17 protein-coding genes are annotated in these 17,676 nt (G+C 70.4%); 9 read left to right on the plus strand and 8 right to left on the minus strand.

What is annotated here, in order from left to right:
- Positions 1-83: 83 nt before the first annotated feature.
- The 4 genes from ctaC (at position 84) to HS041_RS16350 (ending at position 4,308) form a co-directional block, all read left to right on the plus strand.
- Positions 84-830, plus strand: coding sequence for an aa3-type cytochrome oxidase subunit II (ctaC, locus tag HS041_RS16335; protein ID WP_501224831.1), 747 nt, complete (start codon positions 84-86; stop codon positions 828-830).
- On the plus strand, positions 827-2,488 hold the full coding sequence (gene ctaD / locus HS041_RS16340) for an aa3-type cytochrome oxidase subunit I (RefSeq protein ID WP_196441530.1): 1,662 nt from the start codon (positions 827-829) through the stop codon (positions 2,486-2,488). The genes ctaC and ctaD overlap by 4 nt, the downstream gene beginning before the upstream one ends.
- Entirely contained in the window at positions 2,485-2,880 is a 396-nt protein-coding gene (locus tag HS041_RS16345) for a cytochrome c oxidase subunit 4 (RefSeq protein WP_196441531.1), read from the plus strand. Before ctaD ends, HS041_RS16345 begins: the two co-directional genes overlap by 4 nt.
- A 183-nt stretch (positions 2,881-3,063) precedes the next feature.
- Entirely contained in the window at positions 3,064-4,308 is a 1,245-nt protein-coding gene (locus HS041_RS16350; RefSeq protein WP_196441532.1) for a L,D-transpeptidase, read from the plus strand.
- 158 nt (positions 4,309-4,466) lie between these two features.
- Here HS041_RS16350 and qcrB read toward each other — a convergent pair whose 3' ends face one another.
- From qcrB to ctaE, 4 genes are read right to left on the minus strand one after another with little or no spacing between them, the layout of a single operon-like run.
- Positions 4,467-6,128 (minus strand): cytochrome bc1 complex cytochrome b subunit, encoded by a 1,662-nt coding sequence (gene qcrB / locus HS041_RS16355; RefSeq protein WP_196441533.1) that lies wholly within the window; start codon positions 6,126-6,128, stop codon positions 4,467-4,469.
- Entirely contained in the window at positions 6,125-7,231 is a 1,107-nt protein-coding gene (qcrA, locus tag HS041_RS16360; RefSeq protein ID WP_196441534.1) for a cytochrome bc1 complex Rieske iron-sulfur subunit, read from the minus strand. Before qcrA ends, qcrB begins: the two co-directional genes overlap by 4 nt.
- Entirely contained in the window at positions 7,228-8,040 is an 813-nt protein-coding gene (gene qcrC, locus HS041_RS16365; protein WP_196441535.1) for a cytochrome bc1 complex diheme cytochrome c subunit, read from the minus strand. The genes qcrA and qcrC overlap by 4 nt, the downstream gene beginning before the upstream one ends.
- Before the next feature lie 16 nt (positions 8,041-8,056).
- Positions 8,057-8,677, minus strand: a complete 621-nt coding sequence (gene ctaE / locus HS041_RS16370) for an aa3-type cytochrome oxidase subunit III (RefSeq protein ID WP_196441536.1) — start codon at positions 8,675-8,677, stop codon at positions 8,057-8,059.
- Positions 8,678-8,872: 195 nt separating this feature from the next.
- Between ctaE and HS041_RS16375 the strand changes: the two genes are divergently transcribed.
- Positions 8,873-9,271 carry a DNA-binding transcriptional response regulator gene (locus HS041_RS16375; protein WP_196442530.1) on the plus strand — a complete coding sequence of 133 codons (399 nt, stop codon included), beginning with the start codon at positions 8,873-8,875 and terminating at the stop codon, positions 9,269-9,271.
- A 58-nt stretch (positions 9,272-9,329) separates the two neighbouring features.
- Positions 9,330-10,373, plus strand: coding sequence for an anthranilate phosphoribosyltransferase (gene trpD / locus HS041_RS16380; protein WP_196441537.1), 1,044 nt, complete (start codon positions 9,330-9,332; stop codon positions 10,371-10,373).
- Positions 10,374-10,466: 93 nt separating this feature from the next.
- Here the strand turns inward: trpD and HS041_RS16385 are convergent, their stop codons facing one another.
- The 3 genes from HS041_RS16385 to HS041_RS16395 are packed head-to-tail and all read right to left on the minus strand — an operon-like array spanning position 10,467 to position 12,822.
- Positions 10,467-10,754 (minus strand): Lrp/AsnC family transcriptional regulator, encoded by a 288-nt coding sequence (locus HS041_RS16385; RefSeq protein WP_196441538.1) that lies wholly within the window; start codon positions 10,752-10,754, stop codon positions 10,467-10,469.
- 44 nt (positions 10,755-10,798) lie between these two features.
- The gene (locus HS041_RS16390; RefSeq protein ID WP_196441539.1) at positions 10,799-12,553 is read right to left on the minus strand and encodes a DEDD exonuclease domain-containing protein; all 1,755 of its coding nucleotides are present in this window, start codon (positions 12,551-12,553) and stop codon (positions 10,799-10,801) included.
- Positions 12,554-12,597: 44 nt separating this feature from the next.
- Positions 12,598-12,822, minus strand: a complete 225-nt coding sequence (locus HS041_RS16395; protein WP_196441540.1) for a hypothetical protein — start codon at positions 12,820-12,822, stop codon at positions 12,598-12,600.
- Positions 12,823-12,933: 111 nt separating this feature from the next.
- Between HS041_RS16395 and HS041_RS16400 the strand changes: the two genes are divergently transcribed.
- Together HS041_RS16400 and HS041_RS16405 are read left to right on the plus strand one after the other, a co-directional pair.
- Complete coding sequence (locus HS041_RS16400; RefSeq protein ID WP_307845325.1) at positions 12,934-14,148, plus strand: sensor histidine kinase; 1,215 nt, start codon at positions 12,934-12,936, stop codon at positions 14,146-14,148.
- A 76-nt stretch (positions 14,149-14,224) separates the two neighbouring features.
- Positions 14,225-14,911: a response regulator transcription factor gene (locus tag HS041_RS16405; RefSeq protein WP_196441541.1), complete on the plus strand. Its 687-nt coding sequence runs from the start codon at positions 14,225-14,227 to the stop codon at positions 14,909-14,911.
- Between the two features lie 90 nt (positions 14,912-15,001).
- On the opposite strand, the gene HS041_RS16410 is transcribed toward HS041_RS16405, so the two are convergent.
- Positions 15,002-16,120 carry a phosphotransferase family protein gene (locus HS041_RS16410; protein WP_196441542.1) on the minus strand — a complete coding sequence of 373 codons (1,119 nt, stop codon included), beginning with the start codon at positions 16,118-16,120 and terminating at the stop codon, positions 15,002-15,004.
- A 187-nt stretch (positions 16,121-16,307) separates the two neighbouring features.
- On the opposite strand from HS041_RS16410, the gene HS041_RS16415 reads away from it, so the two are divergent.
- The gene (locus tag HS041_RS16415; protein WP_196441543.1) at positions 16,308-17,630 is read left to right on the plus strand and encodes an NYN domain-containing protein; all 1,323 of its coding nucleotides are present in this window, start codon (positions 16,308-16,310) and stop codon (positions 17,628-17,630) included.
- Positions 17,631-17,676 lie beyond the last annotated feature (46 nt).

The raw sequence follows: 17,676 nt of genomic DNA on the forward strand, positions 1-17,676 counted from the left end.
AGACTTCTGGGCTTCATCTGTGGGGTAGGCGATCCGTGAGTCCGACCCGCCGTTCTGCACGGCGTCCGTTGGCCCGCCGCCGGGTGCCACGCACTGCCGCTCTGGCGCTGCTGATGGTGTCCGCGACGGCGTGTAGCGCTGAAGAGTGGAAGCGCGGTGGCATGCCTGAGGGCATCACCGAGCAGTCCGAGGTCGTCCAGGATCTGTGGAACGGATCCTGGATCGCCGCCCTGGCCACCGGTGCGGTCGTGTGGGGCCTGATCCTGTGGTCGGTGGCCTTCCACCGCAAGAGGAAGAACTCCAAGGAGCTCCCGCCGCAGGTGCGCTACAACCTGCCGATCGAGATGCTCTACACGATCGTGCCGCTGATCATGGTCAGCGTGCTGTTCTTCTTCACCGCCCGCGACCAGAACTACCTCACCGACATGTCGGCCAAGCCCGACGTGACGGTCAAGGTCGAGGCCTTCCAGTGGAGCTGGCGCTTCACGACCGAGGCCACCGGCAAGAAGGCGGAGGTCGTCGGGATCCCCGCCGACAACTACGAGCAGGGCCCGCAGCTGGTGCTCCCGGTCGGCAAGAGGATCCAGTTCAACCTCTCCTCGCCGGACGTCATCCACTCCTTCTGGGTCCCGGCGTTCAAGTTCAAGCTCGACGTGATCCCGGGCGTGGACAACCGGTTCCAGGTCGTGACGCTGGACAAGCCCGGCGTCTACGCCGGCCGCTGCGCCGAGCTGTGCGGCGTCGACCACAGCCGGATGCTCTTCAACGTCAAGCTCGTGTCTCAGGCCGAGTTCGACCAGTACATCGCTAGTCAGGCGGGTGCCCAGTGACCGCACTTAACGAACCTGTCGCCCTGGCGCCGGTGACGACCCGCAAGGGCTCGATCATCGCGAAGTGGGCGTCGTCCACCGACCACAAGGTGATCGGACACCTCTACCTCATCACCTCGTTCGTGTTCTTCCTGATCGGCGGCGTCATGGCGCTGATCATGCGGGCGGAGCTGGCCCAGCCGGGCCTGCAGGTCACCAGCAACGAGCAGTTCAACCAGCTGTTCACCATGCACGGCACGGTCATGCTGCTGATGTTCGCCACCCCGCTGTTCGCCGGCTTCGCCAACGAGCTCATGCCGCTGCAGATCGGCGCGCCCGACGTGGCCTTCCCGCGCCTGAACATGGTCAGCTACTGGCTGTTCACCTTCGGCAGCCTCATCGCCCTGTCGGGCTTCATCACCCCGGGCGGCGCGGCCAGCTTCGGCTGGTTCGCCTACACCCCGCTGTCGAACGCGATCGCCTCGCCGGGCATCGGCGGCGACCTGTGGATCATGGGCCTGACCATCAGCGGTCTGGGCACGATCCTCGGCTCGGTCAACTTCATCACCACGATCATCTGCATGCGCGCGCCCGGCATGACCATGTTCCGCATGCCGATGTTCACCTGGAACGTGCTGCTCACCTCGATCCTGGTGCTGATGGCCTTCCCGGTGCTCGCCGCCGCGCTGCTGGCCCTGGAGGCCGACCGCAAGCTCGGCACCCACATCTTCGACCCGCAGACCGGCGGGCCGCTGCTCTGGCAGCACCTGTTCTGGTTCTTCGGCCACCCGGAGGTCTACATCATCGCGCTGCCGTTCTTCGGCATCGTGACCGAGATCCTGCCGGTCTTCAGCCGCAAGCCGCTGTTCGGCTACATCGGCCTGGTCGGCGCGACCATCGCCATCGCCGGCCTGTCGATCACGGTGTGGGCGCACCACATGTTCCCGACCGGCCAGGTGCTGCTGCCGTTCTTCTCGTTCATGACCTTCCTCATCGCGGTGCCGACCGGTGTGAAGTTCTTCAACTGGATCGGCACGATGTGGCGAGGGCACCTGTCGTTCGAGTCGCCGATGCTGTTCTCGATCGGCTTCCTGGTCACCTTCCTGTTCGGCGGCCTGACCGGCGTCATCCTGGCCTCGCCCCCGCTGGACTTCCAGGTGTCGGACTCCTACTTCGTGGTGGCCCACTTCCACTACGTCGTCTTCGGCACCGTGGTCTTCGCGATGTTCGCCGGCTTCTACTTCTGGTGGCCGAAGTTCACCGGCAAGATGCTCAACGACGCCCTGGGCAAGTTCCACTTCTGGACCCTGTTCATCGGCTTCCACACCACCTTCCTGGTGCAGCACTGGCTGGGCGCTCAGGGCTTCCCGCGCCGCTACGCCGACTACAGCCCGATCGACGGCTTCACCGACCTGAACATGGTCTCCTCGATCGGCGCCTTCGTCCTGGGCGCCTCCACGCTGCCGTTCCTCTACAACGTGTGGGTGACGGCCAAGAAGGCGCCCAAGGTCACGGTCGACGACCCGTGGGGCTACGGAGGCTCGCTCGAGTGGGCCACCTCCTGCCCGCCGCCGCGGCACAACTTCACCTCGCTGCCGCGCATCCGGTCCGAGCGCCCCGCGTTCGACCTCAAGCACCCGCACATCACGGCCCCGCGTGAGCTGGAGGAGGACCGATGAAGGTTCAGGGCTGGCTGTTCATCCTCTGCGGCCTCTTCTTCGCCGCGGTGGACGTCGTCTACTGGTTCTGGTCCAAGGAGCCGGTCGGCACGACGGCGATGGCGATCTCGGTCGGCTTCGCCCTCATGATCGGTTACTACCTGATGTACACGGCCCGCCGGATCGGCGCCCAGCCGGAGGACAACAAGGAAGGCGAGATCAGCGAGGGTGCCGGAGAGCTCGGCTTCTTCAGCCCGCACAGCTGGTGGCCGCTCTTCGTCTGCCTCGCCGTCGCGCTCACCGCGGCAGGTTTCGCCATCGGCTGGTGGCTGTTCCTGATCGGCGTCTTCGCGACGATCATGGCGACGATCGGGTTCGTCTTCGAGTACTACCGGGGCAACTTCTCGCACTGAGCGAGACCCGGCCTCCGGCCGGGCGAGCCCCGCCGCGGTTCACCGGAAAGCGGGTCACGGAAACCTTCCGTGGCCCGCTTTTTGGCGTTTATTGCCAGCTCAAGAGTGATGTATCAGATGCCGTGACGCTTACTCCGGGTAATAACGGACTGGAGAAGATCAAGTGGAAACGGGGGACTTCACGTGCGGCAGGCGATCCGTGGGTCGACGTACGCGCCGGGGCTGCTGGCCCTGGCGCTGATGGGGGTGGGACCGACGGCGAACGCCGCGGCCGTACAGGAGAGCGCGCCCCCTTCCCAGCGGGCCGGGGCGGCTCCCGGGGCGGTGCGGGCCGCCGCGAGCGTGACCGTGACACCCGCCGACGGGACCGGCGGCGTGCCGACGGACACCACCGTCCTGGTCGGCGTCCAGGACGGGACGCTGAAGAAGGTCACCGTGAAGGGCCCCAAGGGCTCCCTGCCGGGCGTGATGAGCGCCGACGGCACCCAGTGGCGGAGCCAGGGTCAGGCCGCTCCAGGGACCTCCTACGAGGTCACCGCGGTGGCGGTCAACCCGGACGGCGAGACGACCGAGTCCGTCACCTCCTTCTCCACGGTGAGACCCGCCGGGACCTTCTCCATCGCGAGCCTCATGCCGGACAGGGATTACACGGGTCTGACCGTGGGCGTCGGCATGCCCATCATGATCACCTTCGACCGCGACGTCTCCGACCGGGTCTCCGTCGAGCGGAACCTGCTGGTCCGCACCTCCAAGCCGGTCCTGGGCGCCTGGCACTGGTTCGACGACCGGACGGTCCACTTCCGCCCCAGGACCTTCTGGCCGGCCGGCACGAAGGTCCGCCTGGAGGCCCGCCTGTCCGGGGTGCGCGGCGGCAACGGCCTGTACGGCAAGGCCGACCGGGTCCTCGACTTCAGGATCGGCCGCTCGCAGATCACCGAGGGCAGCATCCACACCCACCAGCTGACGGTGCGGCGCGGCGGCGAGGAGATCCGCAGGATCCCGATGAGCGCGGGCCAGGGCGGGCAGTGGAAGTACCACACGACCAGTGGCGTGCACCTGGCCATGTCCCGCGAGCCGGTGACCGTCATGACCTCGCCGGGCATCGGCCCCGGCCAGCCGGGCTACTACCGCATGACCGTCTACAACACCGTGCGGATCTCCAACAGCGGCGAGTACGTCCACAGCGCGCCGTGGTCCGTCGGCTCCCAGGGCTCGGCCAACGTCAGCCACGGCTGCGTCAACGTCAGCCCGGCCCACGCGCGCTGGTTCATCGACAACACCCTGATCGGGGACCCGATCATCATCACCGGCTCGCCCCGGAGGCTCGAACCCCTGAACGGCTGGGGCCACTGGCAGGAGACATGGGGGCAGTGGATCCGCTGGAGCAGCACCAAGAGCTTCACCACCGAGGCCGTCGGGAGCGCCTGACTCCGTCCCCCGCTCCGTGAGGGGGTGCGCGGGTCCCGGCGGGCACGGAGCCGCGGGTCCCGGCGGGGAGAAAGCCGGAGGCCCCGGTGAGGAGAAAGCGAGAGGCCCGGGCGGTCGATCCGCCCGGGCCTCTCGCTTTCTCCGTCCAGCCGTTCCGGCTAGTGGGTGAGGGACTTGTCCTCGCTCGCGCCCACCGCCGTGTGCTCGCCGGCGTCGCCGTGAGCGTGACCGCCGTGGCCGTCGTCCAGCGGGATCTTCTCGCCGCCGTACGCCTTGCTCAGCTTGGCCTTCAGCCTGCCGATCGGGCCGCGCAGGCCCTTCGGCGGGATGCCGCCGGGCTCGGTGTCGGCCCCGGGGATGACCGGGATCGGCTCCTTGCCCCGAATGTGGGCCTCGATGTCCTCGGCCGGGGGCACGTGGACCTCGATGTACTCGCCGTGGGGCAGGCGCTTGATGACACCCGACTCCACGCCGTGCCCGATGACCGCGGCGTCGCTGCGCTGCAGGCCGAGGCAGACCCGGTAGGTGACGATGTAGGCGACCACCGGAGCCACGAAGATCAGGACCCGGCCGATGTAGGTCGTCCAGTTCAGCGAGATCTGGAAGGTCCAGGAGATCTCGTCGTTCGCGCCGAGGATCCACAGCAGGCCGTAGAACGTGATCGCAGAGATGCCGATCGCGGTCCGGTGCGGGTTGTTGCGGGGACGGTCCGCGACGTGGTGCTCGCGGCGGTCACCGGTCACCCACTGCTCGACGAACGGGTACAGCGCCAGGCCGGTCATGATGATCCCCATCGGGACCAGCGCCGGGATCAGCACGCTCAGCGGAAGCGTGAAGCCCCAGATGTTGATCTCCCAGGCGGGCATCATGCGGAGCGCGCCCTCCAGGAAGCCCATGTAGTAGTCGGGCTGGGAGCCCGCCGAGATGTCCGCCGGCGTGTAGGGACCGAACAGCCAGATCGGGTTGATCTGCCCGAAGGTGCCCAGCAGCGCGATGACGCCGAAGGTGAACATGAAGTAGGCGCCGGCCTTGGCCATGAAGGCCGGGTAGAAGGGGGCGCCCACCACGTTGGTGTTCGTCCGGCCCTTGCCCGGCATTTGCGTGTGCTTCTGCACCCACATGAGGATCATGTGGGCGGAGATCAGCGCCAGCAGGATGCCCGGGATGAGCAGGATGTGCAGCGAGTAGAACCGGGAGATGACGTCCTCGCCCGGATACTCGCCGCCGAACAGGAAGAACGTGAGCCACGTGCCGATCAGCGGCAGCGAGATCGCCACGCCCTCGGTGATCCGCAGACCGGCCCCGGAGAGCAGGTCGTCGGGGAGGGAGTAGCCGGTCAGGCCCTCCAGCAGGGCCAGGGTGAGCATCAGGACGCCGATGAGCCAGTTCAGTTCGCGCGGCTTGCGGTACGCACCGGTGAAGAACACGCGGAGCGCGTGCACCATCATGCCCGCGACGAACAGAAGGGCGGCCCAGTGGTGCATCTGCCGCATGAGCAGACCACCGCGGACGTCGAAGCTGATCTCCAGCGTCGAGGCGTACGCCGCGGACATCCCGACGCCCTTGAGGCCGTCGTAGGAGCCGTTGTAGATGACGTGCTCCATGCTGGGCTTGAAGAAGAACGTCAGGAACGTACCGGTGAGCAGCAGGACGATGAACGAGTAGAGCGCGATCTCGCCCAGCAGGAACGACCAGTGGTCGGGGAAGACCTTGCGCAGGTTGCGCTTGAGGAAGTTCCCCGCGCCCAGGCGGTCGTCGAGGTAGCTGCTCGGGCCCGCGATGGGCTTGGGGACGTTGCTGGCAGGGCCGACGCTGCTCATGCGTGGCCTCCCTTCTCACGGACCTCGGCCTCGGCGTCGCCGCGCTCCCAGAAGCTGGGACCGACGGGGACGGCGAAGTCGCCCGTGGCGACGAGGTAGCCCTCGTTGTCGACCGCGATCGGCAGCTGCGGCAGCGGCCGGGCGGCCGGGCCGAAGACGACCTTGGCGCCGTCGGCGGCGTCGAAGGTCGACTGGTGGCACGGGCACAGGATGTGGTGCGTGGTCTGCTCGTAGAGGGCCGCGGGGCAGCCGACGTGCGTGCAGATCTTGGAGTAGGCCACGATGCCGTCGTGCGTCCAGTTCAGGTTCGTGCCGGACTTGAGCTCCTCCGGGCGGAACTTGATCAGGATCAGGACGGCCTTGGCCAGGGCGTTGAGGTCGTGCTCGTAGCCCTCGGGCACGACCGACAGGATGCCGCCGGGGGAGTTGAAGTCCGCCGCGCGGATCGGCGCCCCGGTGCCCTCGACGACGAGCCTGCGGTTCTTGCCCTCCTTGGTCTTCTCGCCCCAGACGGTGTGCCGCAGCTTCTCCGGGAAGTCGGCGTAGGACGGGCCCAGGTCGCGCAGCAGCACCAGCGGGGCCAGGCCCAGCGGGGCCGCGGCGGCCAGGAGCGTACGGCGCAGCAGCGGCCGCTTGGTGATGCCGCTCTCGGCCGCGCCCTGCAGGAAGGTCTCGCCGACGTAGGACCGGGTCCCGCCGTCGGAGGCCATCAGGTGGCGCTCCTGGACCAGCGTGTACTTGGGCATGATCATGCGGACCCAGACCACGAGGCCCGAGGCCAGCGAGAGCAGAGCCAGCGTGAGCGAACCGCCCAGGGCCACGTTGGAGATCCCGGCGCTCTCCACGCCGTGGACCTGGAAGGCCACGTAGGAGACGATGAACGCGATCCCGGACAGGAGCGTGATCGTGAAGCACAGGGCGGCGATCTTCTCGCCCTTCTTCGCGGTCTTCTCGTCCTGCAGGTTCACGCCCGGGACGTCGACTCCGCCGGCGGTCTCCTTCGCGCCGAGCAGGGTCGCGCTCGCGGCGGGAGAGGGGGTGCCGACGACACGCTTGGGAACGCGCTCGTCGGGCTGCTCGATGTCGTGATTGTTGTCTGTCATTTGGCCTGTCGCTTCTTCGCGGTGATCCAGATGGCGGCCAGGACGAGCAGGCTGATGCCCACGACCCAGAGCAGCAGGCCCTCGGTGACCGGGCCGATGCGGCCGAGGCCGGCGCCGCCCGGGTTGGGCTCGTTCTGCAGGCCCACGATGTAGGCGATCATGTCTCGCTTCTGATCGGGCGTGATGATGCTGTCGTTGAACACCGGCATCGCCTGCGGACCGGTGGCCATGGCCTCGTAGATCTGCTTCGGGGTGGCCTCGGTCAGCTCGGGGGCGTACTTGCCCTGGGTCAGGGCACCGCCGGCGCCGACGAAGTTGTGGCACTGGATGCAGTTCGCGCGGAACAGCTCACCGCCCTTCGCCCGGCTGCCCTTGGAAGCGTCGACCTGCTCCTCGGTCGGGGGCACCGGGCCGCCGCCGAGGGACTGGATGTAGGCGCCGAGCTGCTTGATGGTCTCGTCGTTGACCCACTCGGCGGGCTTCTTGCGCGGGGCCTGGGCGCCGGGCTGGGTCATCGGCATGCGGCCGCTGCTGACCTGGAAGTCCACCGCCGCCCAGCCGACGCCCACCAGGCTCGGACCGCGGTCGGGGATGCCCTCGGCGTTGAGTCCGTGGCAGCTCGAACAGCTCTGCTCGAACAGGCGCTTGCCCTCCGCCACGTTGTCGACCTTGCCGGAGGCGATGGACGCGGCGGCCCGATCGTCCGTGGGGACTGCCAGGGTGTAGGCGACCCCGAGCAGCCCCAAGGCCAGAAGCAGGACGGCGTATCTCGCGAGGGGATGCCGCCGCCCAGCGGTGATCCTATTCACAGAGATCCCCGATTCCTTAATGGATGCCGTAGATGGTTACGAAAAGCCCGATCCAGACCACGTCGACGAAGTGCCAGTAGTAGGACACGACGATCGCGCTGGTCGCCTGCTCACGGGTGAAGCGCTTCGCGGCGTACGTACGTCCCAGCATGAACAGGAACGCGATCAGTCCACCGGTCACGTGGAGTCCGTGGAAGCCAGTGGCCAGGTAGAACACCGAGTCGTACGCGGTGTGCGACAGGGTGTGCCCCTCGCTGACAAGCTGGCCGTACTCGTACAGCTGACCGGCGACGAAGACGGCGCCCATGATGAAGCTGACGATGTACCAGAAGCGCAGCTTGGCGACCTGGCCCTTCTCGGCGGCCCAGACGCCCAGCTGGCAGGTCACACTCGACAGGACCAGGATGATCGTGTTGGCCAACGCGAACGGGACGTTCAGGTGAGGTTCGGGCCAGTTCGTGACGCCCTGGCCGATGCTCACCGACCGGATGGTGAAGTACATCGCGAACAGCGCCGCGAAGAACATGAGCTCAGAGGACAGCCAGACGATCGTCCCGACGCTGACCAGATCGGGTCTGCCGGACGAGTGTGCTGTCGTCGTCGTTGAAATTGCGGATGCTGTCGCCACGGGCAGCATTATTGCGGCTCCCCTGGTCGGGTCGCCGCACGACCCCCCGGTAGGGGGTTCAAACGTCCCTCTAATCTGGACGTGTGGGGCATTTTGTGTGCCGGGACCTCCGGTCTGGGCCCCCAGACGAGGTGACCGGTAGCATCCCAGGTGACCATACATCGACAAGGGATAGCGAGCGCGACCGTGAGCACCGACGACAAAATGAGGGTTCTCGTCTACAGCGACGACGCGGGCACCCGCGAGAAGGTGCGCCAGGCGATCGGCCGGCGTCCCGCCGCCGACGTGCCCCTCGTGGAGATCGTGGAGTGCGCCACCCACGCGAAGGTCGTCCAGCACTTCGACTCGGGTGAGATCGACGTCGCCGTGCTCGACGCGGAGGCGAAGCCGGCCGGCGGCATGGGCGTGGCGCGCCAGGCCAAGGACGAGGTCCACGACTGCCCGCCGATCTGCCTGCTGATCGCCCGCCGGGACGACCGCTGGCTGGCCGAGTGGTCCCGCGCCGAGGCGGTCGTGGCGCAGCCGATCGACCCCGTGACGCTGGCCGACACCGTGGCCGACCTGATGCGCAGGCGTCTCTCCACCCGTCTGACCGCCCGATAGAAGCACCGGCACGATCCATTTCCGAAAAGACCGGACAAACCCCCTTACGGAGACCCCCATGGACGCGCGCACGACCTGGCCCGCGCTGCTGTCGGCCCTGCTCGCCGGTGAGCACCTGACGGCCGACGAGACCGCCTGGGCGATGAACGAGATCATGTCCGGCTCGGCGACGCCCGCTCAGATCGCCGGCTTCGCCGTGGCGCTGCGCGCGAAGGGGGAGACCGTCGCCGAGGTGACCGGCCTGGCGCGCACCATGCTGGAGCGAGCCACCCCGCTCTCGGTCGAGGGTCCCGTCGTCGACATCGTCGGCACCGGCGGCGACCGGGCCCACACGGTCAACGTCTCCACCATGGCCGCGATCGTGGCCGCGGCCGCGGGCGCGCGGGTGGTCAAGCACGGCAACCGGGCCGCCTCCTCCTCCTGCGGGGCCGCCGACGTGCTGGAGCACCTCGGGGTCGTGCTCGACCTGGCTCCGGCGGACACCGCCAGGGTCGCCGTCGAGGCGGGCATCGCCTTCTGCTTCGCGCCGGTCTACCACCCCGCGCTGCGTTTCGCCGGCCCGCCGCGCAAGGAGATCGGCGTGCCGACGGTCTTCAACTTCCTCGGCCCGCTGACCAACCCGGCCCGCCCGGCCGCCCAGGCGATCGGCGTCTACGACGCGCGCATGCTCCCGGTCGTGGCCGGCGTCTTCGCCGAGCGGGGCGTCTCCGCCCTGGTCTTCCGGGGCGACGACGGCCTCGACGAGCTGACCATCGCCACCACGTCCACGGTCTGGGTGGTCCGGGACGGCGCCGCCACGCAGACCGTCTTCGACCCGGCCGTGCTCGGCATCCCCCGGGCGGAGGCGGAGGCGCTGCGCGGGGGGGACGTGGTTTTCAACGCCCAGGCCGTGCACGACCTCCTCGGCGGGAAGACCGGGCCGGTCCGCGACGCGGTGCTGCTCAACGCGGCCGCCGCCCTGGTCGCGCTCGACGGCCCCGGGGACGACTTGGAGGCCGGGATGACCGAGGCCTACGCGCGGGCCACGCGGGCCGTCGACTCCGGCGCCGCCGCGGCGACCCTCGACCGCTGGATCGAGGTCAGCGCGGCGCTGCGGTCGTGACGATGCCGCGGGGGAGCCGTGCGGTTCGCGCACGGCGCCCCCGGCCCGCAGGGGAGGCCGCTCCGTGCCCGGGAGCGGCCCGTGCCGCCCGCCTCAGTCGGCCTCGTTGAGCCCGATGGAGAAGGCGGCGTCGAGGTCGTGCCGGGAGTAGGCGCGGAAGGCGATGTGCGTCTCGGTGTGCAGGACCCCGGCCACCTTGTTGATGCGGCCCGGGATGACCTCGGCGATCTCCTCGTAGGCGGCGACGCGGACCATGGCCATCAGGTCGTATTCGCCGGTGATCGAGTAGACCTCGCTCACCCCGTCGATCTCGGCGATCGTCTGGGCGACCTCGGGGATCCGGTCCACCTCGGCGTTGATGTGCACGATCGCGGTGACCACGGGCTTTCCTCCTCGTTGAGTACGGCTTGCAGTCTCCGAAGTTATCAGCGCTCCGGACGGCCCTCACGCCGCCGGTGCGGCTCCGTGCCCAGCCCCTGGTAGGCGCGGTCGATCCGCTCCTTGAGCCGGCCCGCGCCCGCCACCGGCAGGCTCCAGCCGCCCTCGACCTGGACCAGCCGCACGCCCGGGGACTCCAGCCAGCGCAGGATGCACTCGGTCTCCTCGGCCCCGGCCGCCGGGATGGGGCCGGGACCCGGCGCGACGGTCTCGGCGGTGGCCGTCAGCGCGTCCACGAACGGAGTGGGATGGGCGCCCCTGGGCATGACCCCGGCGGAGGCCAGGCGGCCGTACCGGATGACGTGGACCTCCCACCGGCCGTCCGCCATCGGGGCGGCGGCCACCATCTGCGGGATCGAGGTCAGCGACCGGAGCCGCTGCATCCGGGCCGAGACACGCACGTAGGCGGCGAGCCGGTCGCGGTCGGCGGCGGCCTCCTCGTAGCGCTGGTCCTGCGAGAGCCGCTCCATCCGGGCCTCGATCGCGGAGAAGACCGGGCCGGCGTCCAGTTCCATGACCCGGCGGGCGGCGACGACGTGCACGCCGTACTCCTCGGCGCTCTGGCGGCCCTCGCACGGGGCGCCGCACCTGCCGAGCCCGGCCAGCGCGCACGCCGACCGCCTGGTGCGGTCGGTGACCCGCAGCGGGATCTTGTCCGTGCACTGGCGGAGCGGCACCGCCTCGTACAACGCGGTGCGGGCCTCCTCGGCGGCGCGCACGCTGCCGAACGGGCCCAGGTAGCCGGCTCCGTCGTCCTTGAGCTCGCGCACGACCGACAGGCGAGGGAAGGGCTCGTCGGTGAGCTTCAGCCAGACGACCTTCTCCGGGAAGCGCGACCTGCGGTTGTAGCGGGGCTTGGCCGAGCCGATCAGCCGCAGCTCCCGCACCTCGGCCTCCAGCGGAGTCGCGCAGACGATCGGCCGGACCCGCACGGCGATGCCGACCATCTCCCGGATCCGGGGCCGGGTCTCGCTCGCGGTGAAGTAGCTGCGCACCCGGGTGCGGAGGTTGACGCTCTTGCCGACGTAGAGCGGGTCGCCGCGCTCGTCCTCGAAGACGTAGACGCCGGGGGCGGCGGGGACCGCCTCGGCCAGGTGCCGCTTGCGGCGCTGCTCGGGCGTGGGCGTGCGGGTGAAGCCCTTCAGCTCCTCCAGGGTGTGCACGCCGAAGGAGCCCGCCCGCTCCAGCAGCGCGTGCAGCACGTCCACGGTGGCCCGGGCGTCGGACAGGGCGCGGTGGCACGGCTCGGTCGAGCTGAACAGCCGCGCCAGCGTGGCGAGCTTGCAGTTGGGCGCCTCGTCGCGGGTGAGCAGCTTGCGGGCCAGGGTGACGGTGTCGACGACCGGGTGCTCGGGAGGGGGATAGCCGTGCGCGGCGCAGGCCGCCTTGACGAACCCCACGTCGAAGCCGGCGTTGTGGGCCACCAGCGTGGCGCCGCGGGCGAACTCGAGGAAGGCCGGGAGCACGGACCCGATCTTCGGCGCCGCCGCGACCATGACGTCGGTGATGCCGGTCAGCACCGAGATGAACGGGGGGATCGGCGTCCCCGGGTCGACCAGGGTGCCGAACTCGCCCAGCACCCGCCCGCCCCGGACCTTGACCGCGCCGATCTCGGTGATCGCGTGTTCTCCCGCGGAGACTCCCGTGGTCTCCAGGTCGAACACCACGAACGTGATCTCGCTGAGCGGCGTGCCCAGCTCGTCCAGCGTCCCCTGCACGGCGTTCTCCACGGTCACGACCATAGGAGCCCCGACCGACATTTAGCGCCGAGCCCATCGGGAGACGCTCAGGCGAGCGGTTCCTGCGCCCGCTTCCCCGCCGCTGTGTACAGGAACAGGCCGGTCAAGCCGAGCACGACGCCCGCGAAGACCTCGTATCCGTCCAGGAAGCCGATGTGGTTGACCAGGAGCAGGTCGTGCGCCCACCGCCACCAGCCCAGGACGGTGTTCACCACGGTTCCCCAGCCCTGCAGCATCAGGAGCACGCCCGGCAGTTTGAGGAATTCCTTCATGCCGTCGATCCTCCTCCGGCACGATGAGGGCCCGCTACGGCACAAGGTCAGGCGCGGCATCGACTTTGGTCGGTTCCAGGTCTGCCCGCATTACCCGTAATGTCGTGAAATGTGACCCAATCCGCGATGGAGTACCGGTGGCTGCTGCCCGGCAGTCTGCGTGACACGCCGCGCAAGGAGCACATCAGGGTCCGGAGGTCGACCCGCGACTGGATCGTGGACATCGTCATCTTCCTGCTGTCGGTCGGGATCGGGCTGGTGGCGGCCGAGCAGGTGCAGGTCGAACCCGGGCTGCCGGAGCCGCTGCGGATCGCCGACCAGCTCGTCGGCGTCGTCGCGTGCGTGGCGATATGGCTGCGCCGGCGCTGGCCCATGGGGCTCGCCCTGGTGCTCGTGCCGGTCTCGCTCGTCTCGGCCGTCTCGGGCGGCGCCGCCCTGGCGGCGCTGTTCACGGTGGCCGTGCACCGGCCGTTCAAGCACGTGGCGCTGGCGGGCGGGCTGAACCTGCTGTCGGTCCCCCTCTACATGAAGCTGCGGCCGGATCCCGAGCTGTCCTTCGGAGACTCGGTGCTGCTGCTGACGCTGGTCTTCCTGGTCGTGGTGATCTGGGGCATGCTCGTGCGGGCCCGGCGGCAGCTCGTGGTCTCCCTCCGCGAGCGCGCCGAGCGGGCCGAGGCGGAGGCCGAGCTGCGGGTGGAGCGGGCCAGACATCTGGAGCGCGAGCGCATCGCCAGGGAGATGCACGACGTGCTCGCCCACCGGCTCTCGCTGCTCAGCGTGCATGCGGGCGCGCTGGAGTACCGGCCGGACATGCCCTCGCAGGACGTGGTCCGGGCGGCCGGGGTGATCCGCTCCGGCGCCCACCAGGCGCTCCAGGATCTCCGGGAGGTCATCGGCGTGCTCAGGCTCGGCGCCGAGGGCACCCACCCCGACCGCCCGCAGCCGACCCTGGCGGACCTGGCCGGGCTGGTGGAGGAGTCCAGGACGGCGGGCATGGAGGTGAGGCTCGACATGCGCGTGAGCGAGGGGTCCGAGGCTCCGGCGCAGCTCGGTCGCAACGCCTACCGGATCGTGCAGGAGGGCTTGACCAACGCGCGCAAGCACGCCGCCGCCGCGCCCGTGGACATGGTGGTCGCGGGCGGGCCCGGGGACGGGCTCACCGTCGAGATCCGCAATCCCGTGACCGGGGGCCAGGCCATCCCCGGCAGCGGCACGGGCCTGATCGGGCTCACCGAGCGGGCCGAGCTCGTGGGCGGGCGCCTGGAGTACGGCCACGCGCCCGACGGCCGGTTCCGGCTCAGCGCGTGGCTGCCGTGGGCGGTCTGAAAGTGCGGCGGGGACGACGGGCGCTCGGGGGAGGGCGCGGCCGGGTGGGCAGGAGGACGCGGCTAACGTGACCGGCATGAGCTCATCGCCCCCTCGCGAGCCGATCCGCGTGCTGATCGTCGACGACGACGCCCTCGTCCGGGCGGGACTCTCACTGATCCTCGGCGGCTCCGGGGACATCATCGTCGTCGGCGAGGCCGCGGACGGGGACGAGGTGCCGCCGCTGGTGGCCGGGCACCGCCCGGACGTGGTGCTGATGGACATCCGCATGCCCCGCGTGGACGGCCTGACCGCGACCGAGCGCCTGCGCGCCGCCGCCCCGGCTCCCGAGGTGGTCATCCTGACGACCTTCCACGCCGACTCGCAGGTCCTGCGCGCTCTGCGCGCGGGGGCGGCCGGCTTCCTGCTCAAGGACACCCCGCCGGGTGATCTGGTCACCGCGATCCGCCGGGTGGGAGCGGGCGAGCCCATCCTGTCGCCCGCCGTGACCCGCCAGCTCATCGCGCACGTCGCCGACGGCGGCGCCGGGTCCCGCCGGGAGCGGGCGCTGGGGCTGCTGGCCGGGCTCAGCGAGCGCGAGCGCGAGGTCGCGCTCGCCGTCGGCAGGGGGAGGTCGAACGCGGAGATCGCCGCCGAGCTGTACATGAGCGTGGCCACGGTCAAGGCCCACGTGTCGCGGATCCTGACCAAGCTCGGCCTGAACAACCGCGTCCAGATCGCGTTGCTCGTCCACGACGCCGGGCAGCTCGGCGACGGCGGCTGACCGGAGGCGCGGCGGCAGGGGGGCGTCGCCGTACGGGCTCCCTCCGGGCCGGGCCGGCCCTCCCGCGGATCCCGCGAGAGGGCGCCGGGCCTACGCCCAGTAACTCCCGTCGAGCATCCGCTCCAGGGCGGCGCGGTGCATGACCAGGTCGTCGGGGTCCTCGGGCATGGGCTGCTCGCCGAAGTGGATCCGCCGGTGCCAGACGCGGGCCATGATGACGCCGTGCCGCAGCGCGGCGTACATCTCGTAGAACTCCATGTCGCGTGGCTGGTAACCCGTCATTTCCTGATATGTACGGCACACGTCCTCGCGCCGCATGAAGTCCGGCAGCCCGGGGAGGCCCATGACCTCGGTGATCTCCTGGAAGAACCGGTGCAGGAAGACCATCCAGGCGATGTCCAGCTCGCGCGGGCCGACGGCCGCCATCTCCCAGTCGAGCACCGCCACCGGGGTGAAGTCGCGGTACATCACATTCCCGATGCGCGCGTCGCCCCAGCTCAGCACGTCGGGCCCGGGATCGGCCGGCCAGTGCTCCTCCAGCCAGTCGAAGGCCCGCTCCAGCACCGGGACCCGCATCGAGGAGTGCGCCCACTCGTAGTAGGCCCGCTGGTCGTTGACATGCCTGCGCAGTGCGGAGCCGCCCGGCCGGTCGAGCTGGAAGGGGCGCAGCTCCGCGGGGGTGAACGGGGCGTCGTGCAGACCGGCCAGGATGCCCACGCTCTCCCGCTGCAGCCGCGCCCGGTCGGCGGGCGAGGCCTCCAGCAGCCAGCCCTCGAAGGTGTAGGGGAGCACGTCCGGCGGCACATCCCCGGCCAGGCGTTCCATCACGAAGAACGGTGTGCCCAGCGGGGCGGGATCGGGCTCGAACCACAGGGTGCGCGGAGCGGGCGTGCCCGCCCGCTCCCGGGCCATCCGCATGGCCTCGAACTGCCTGCCGAGGTCGTAGCCCGGGAAGACCGGCACGGCCTCACTCGCCGGAGCCATCCGGGTGACGCACGAGATCTCCCTCCTGCCCTCGCCGGAGAGCCAGGAGGCGTCGAACAGGAGGGTCTCGCTGGACATGCCGTTGCCCGAGGGGTGGGAGAGCGCGGAGACCGCGACCGGGTGGCCCAGCCGCCCGGTGAGCCACGAGCGCATCCGGTCGCGCAGCTCGCCGAGGTCCCGGGTGGAGGTCCGCATCGACTCGTTCTGCTCAGACCGCTCGCTCATCGCGCTCTCCCGGGGACCGCTCCGCGACGCGCCACACATCGCCGAGACAGTCGTACACCGCCTACCAAGCGCTTGTCCACCTTCTGTTCACGGGCAGGTCGGGCGGGCTTCGATCTTTTATCCGTTCGGTGGCCCGGCGCGATAGCCGTACCCTTGACGGATAGACCAATCCGAGTAGGGGCCGTTGATGAGTTCAGCCGGAGAGGGCCTGTCTCGTCCGCTGCCGGAGCAGGTCCGTTCACACGTCGTGGAGCTGGCCTCCCAGATCCTCGGCTCGATGCCCGCCGCGGCGGTGCCGCCGCCGCTGCGCACCATCGCCAGGTTCGACCCGCGCAAGCGGGCCAAGCTGGGCGGCACGCCGATCGCCGCGCAGCTGGAGACCGACAAGGAGTTCCGCGAGCTCGTCGCCGAGGCATTGACCTCCGGCTGGCCCGAGCTGGTCGCCAGTCTGGCGGAGGGGTCCGTGCCGCCGGCCGCCGAGCCCGTCATGGTCGCCGCCGCCGCCTACCTGACCCGGCCGCCCGGCTGGGCGGAGATGGTGGAGAACGCCCGCGCCGACATCGAGCGGTCGGCCGTCGCCGCGGAGGGTTCCGCGCTGGAGCAGACGCTCACCCGGCTGCGCGAGCAGCTGGCCGCGCAGAAGACCGCGGCCAAAGAGGAGTCCGACCGGCTGCGCGAGCAGCTCAAGGGCGCCCGCACGGAGATCTCCGACCTCCGGCGCAAACTGCACGAGGCCCGCGAGCGGGCGAAGGCGGCCGACGCACGGGCTGCCGAGATGGAGGAGGCCGCCCAGGAGGCCAGGGCCGCCGCGGCCTCGGCGGGCAGCACGGGGGAGAGCGAGCTTCGCCGGCTCCGGGAGCGCCTGGCCGACTCCGAGCGGCAGCTGGAGGCCGCCCGCAGGGCCGCCCGCGAGGGGCGCAGCGTGGAGGACACCAAGGTCCGCCTCCTGCTCGACGCGCTCGCCGACGCCGCGGCCGGGCTCCGCAGGGAACTGGCCCTGCCCTCCAGCATCAGCCGGCCCGCCGACTCCGTCGCCTCGGTCGCCCCCGGCAGACCGGGGGTCCAGGCGGTGCCCGCCCGGGCGCTCGCCGACGACGACCCGGCCCTGCTCGACCAGTTGCTCACGCTGCCGCAGGTCCACCTGATCGTGGACGGCTACAACGTGACCAAGACCGGTTACGGCACCCTCACCCTCGCCGACCAGCGCAACCGGCTGCTCACCGGCCTCGGCGCACTGTACGCGCAGACCCGCACCGAGCTGACCTGCGTCTTCGACGGCGCCGAGTTGAACGGCCCGGTGCCGGTCTCGGCCCCCAGGGGCGTACGGGTGCTGTTCAGCACGCCCGGCCAGACCGCCGACGACCTGATCCGCCAGCTGGTCCGGGCCGAGCCGGCCGGGCGCGCGCTGGCGGTGGTCTCCTCGGACCGGGAGGTGGCCGAGTCCGTCCGGCGGATGGGCGCCCGGCCGGTCCCGGCCGGGCTGTTGCTGAAGCGCCTCGGGCGCGCCTGACCGGCGCGCGGGGTGGGGCCCGGTGCGGCCGCTCCTTGCGAACAGA

The organism is Planomonospora sp. ID67723, assembly GCF_015711605.1.
Taxonomy (GTDB): Bacteria; Actinomycetota; Actinomycetes; order Streptosporangiales; family Streptosporangiaceae; genus Planomonospora_A.

Bases quoted from the DNA above. Each gene is read 5' to 3' on its own strand.
- HS041_RS16345 (WP_196441531.1), top strand. From the start codon at position 2,485: ATGAAGGTTCAGGGCTGGCTGTTCATCCTCTGCGGCCTCTTCTTCGCC.
- qcrB (WP_196441533.1), bottom strand. From the start codon at position 6,128: ATGAGCAGCGTCGGCCCTGCCAGCAACGTCCCCAAGCCCATCGCGGGC.
- qcrA (WP_196441534.1), bottom strand. From the start codon at position 7,231: ATGACAGACAACAATCACGACATCGAGCAGCCCGACGAGCGCGTTCCC.
- ctaE (WP_196441536.1), bottom strand. From the start codon at position 8,677: ATGCTGCCCGTGGCGACAGCATCCGCAATTTCAACGACGACGACAGCA.
- HS041_RS16375 (WP_196442530.1), top strand. From the start codon at position 8,873: ATGAGGGTTCTCGTCTACAGCGACGACGCGGGCACCCGCGAGAAGGTG.
- trpD (WP_196441537.1), top strand. From the start codon at position 9,330: ATGGACGCGCGCACGACCTGGCCCGCGCTGCTGTCGGCCCTGCTCGCC.
- HS041_RS16390 (WP_196441539.1), bottom strand. From the start codon at position 12,553: ATGGTCGTGACCGTGGAGAACGCCGTGCAGGGGACGCTGGACGAGCTG.
- HS041_RS16395 (WP_196441540.1), bottom strand. From the start codon at position 12,822: ATGAAGGAATTCCTCAAACTGCCGGGCGTGCTCCTGATGCTGCAGGGC.
- HS041_RS16405 (WP_196441541.1), top strand. From the start codon at position 14,225: ATGAGCTCATCGCCCCCTCGCGAGCCGATCCGCGTGCTGATCGTCGAC.
- HS041_RS16410 (WP_196441542.1), bottom strand. From the start codon at position 16,120: ATGAGCGAGCGGTCTGAGCAGAACGAGTCGATGCGGACCTCCACCCGG.
- HS041_RS16415 (WP_196441543.1), top strand. From the start codon at position 16,308: ATGAGTTCAGCCGGAGAGGGCCTGTCTCGTCCGCTGCCGGAGCAGGTC.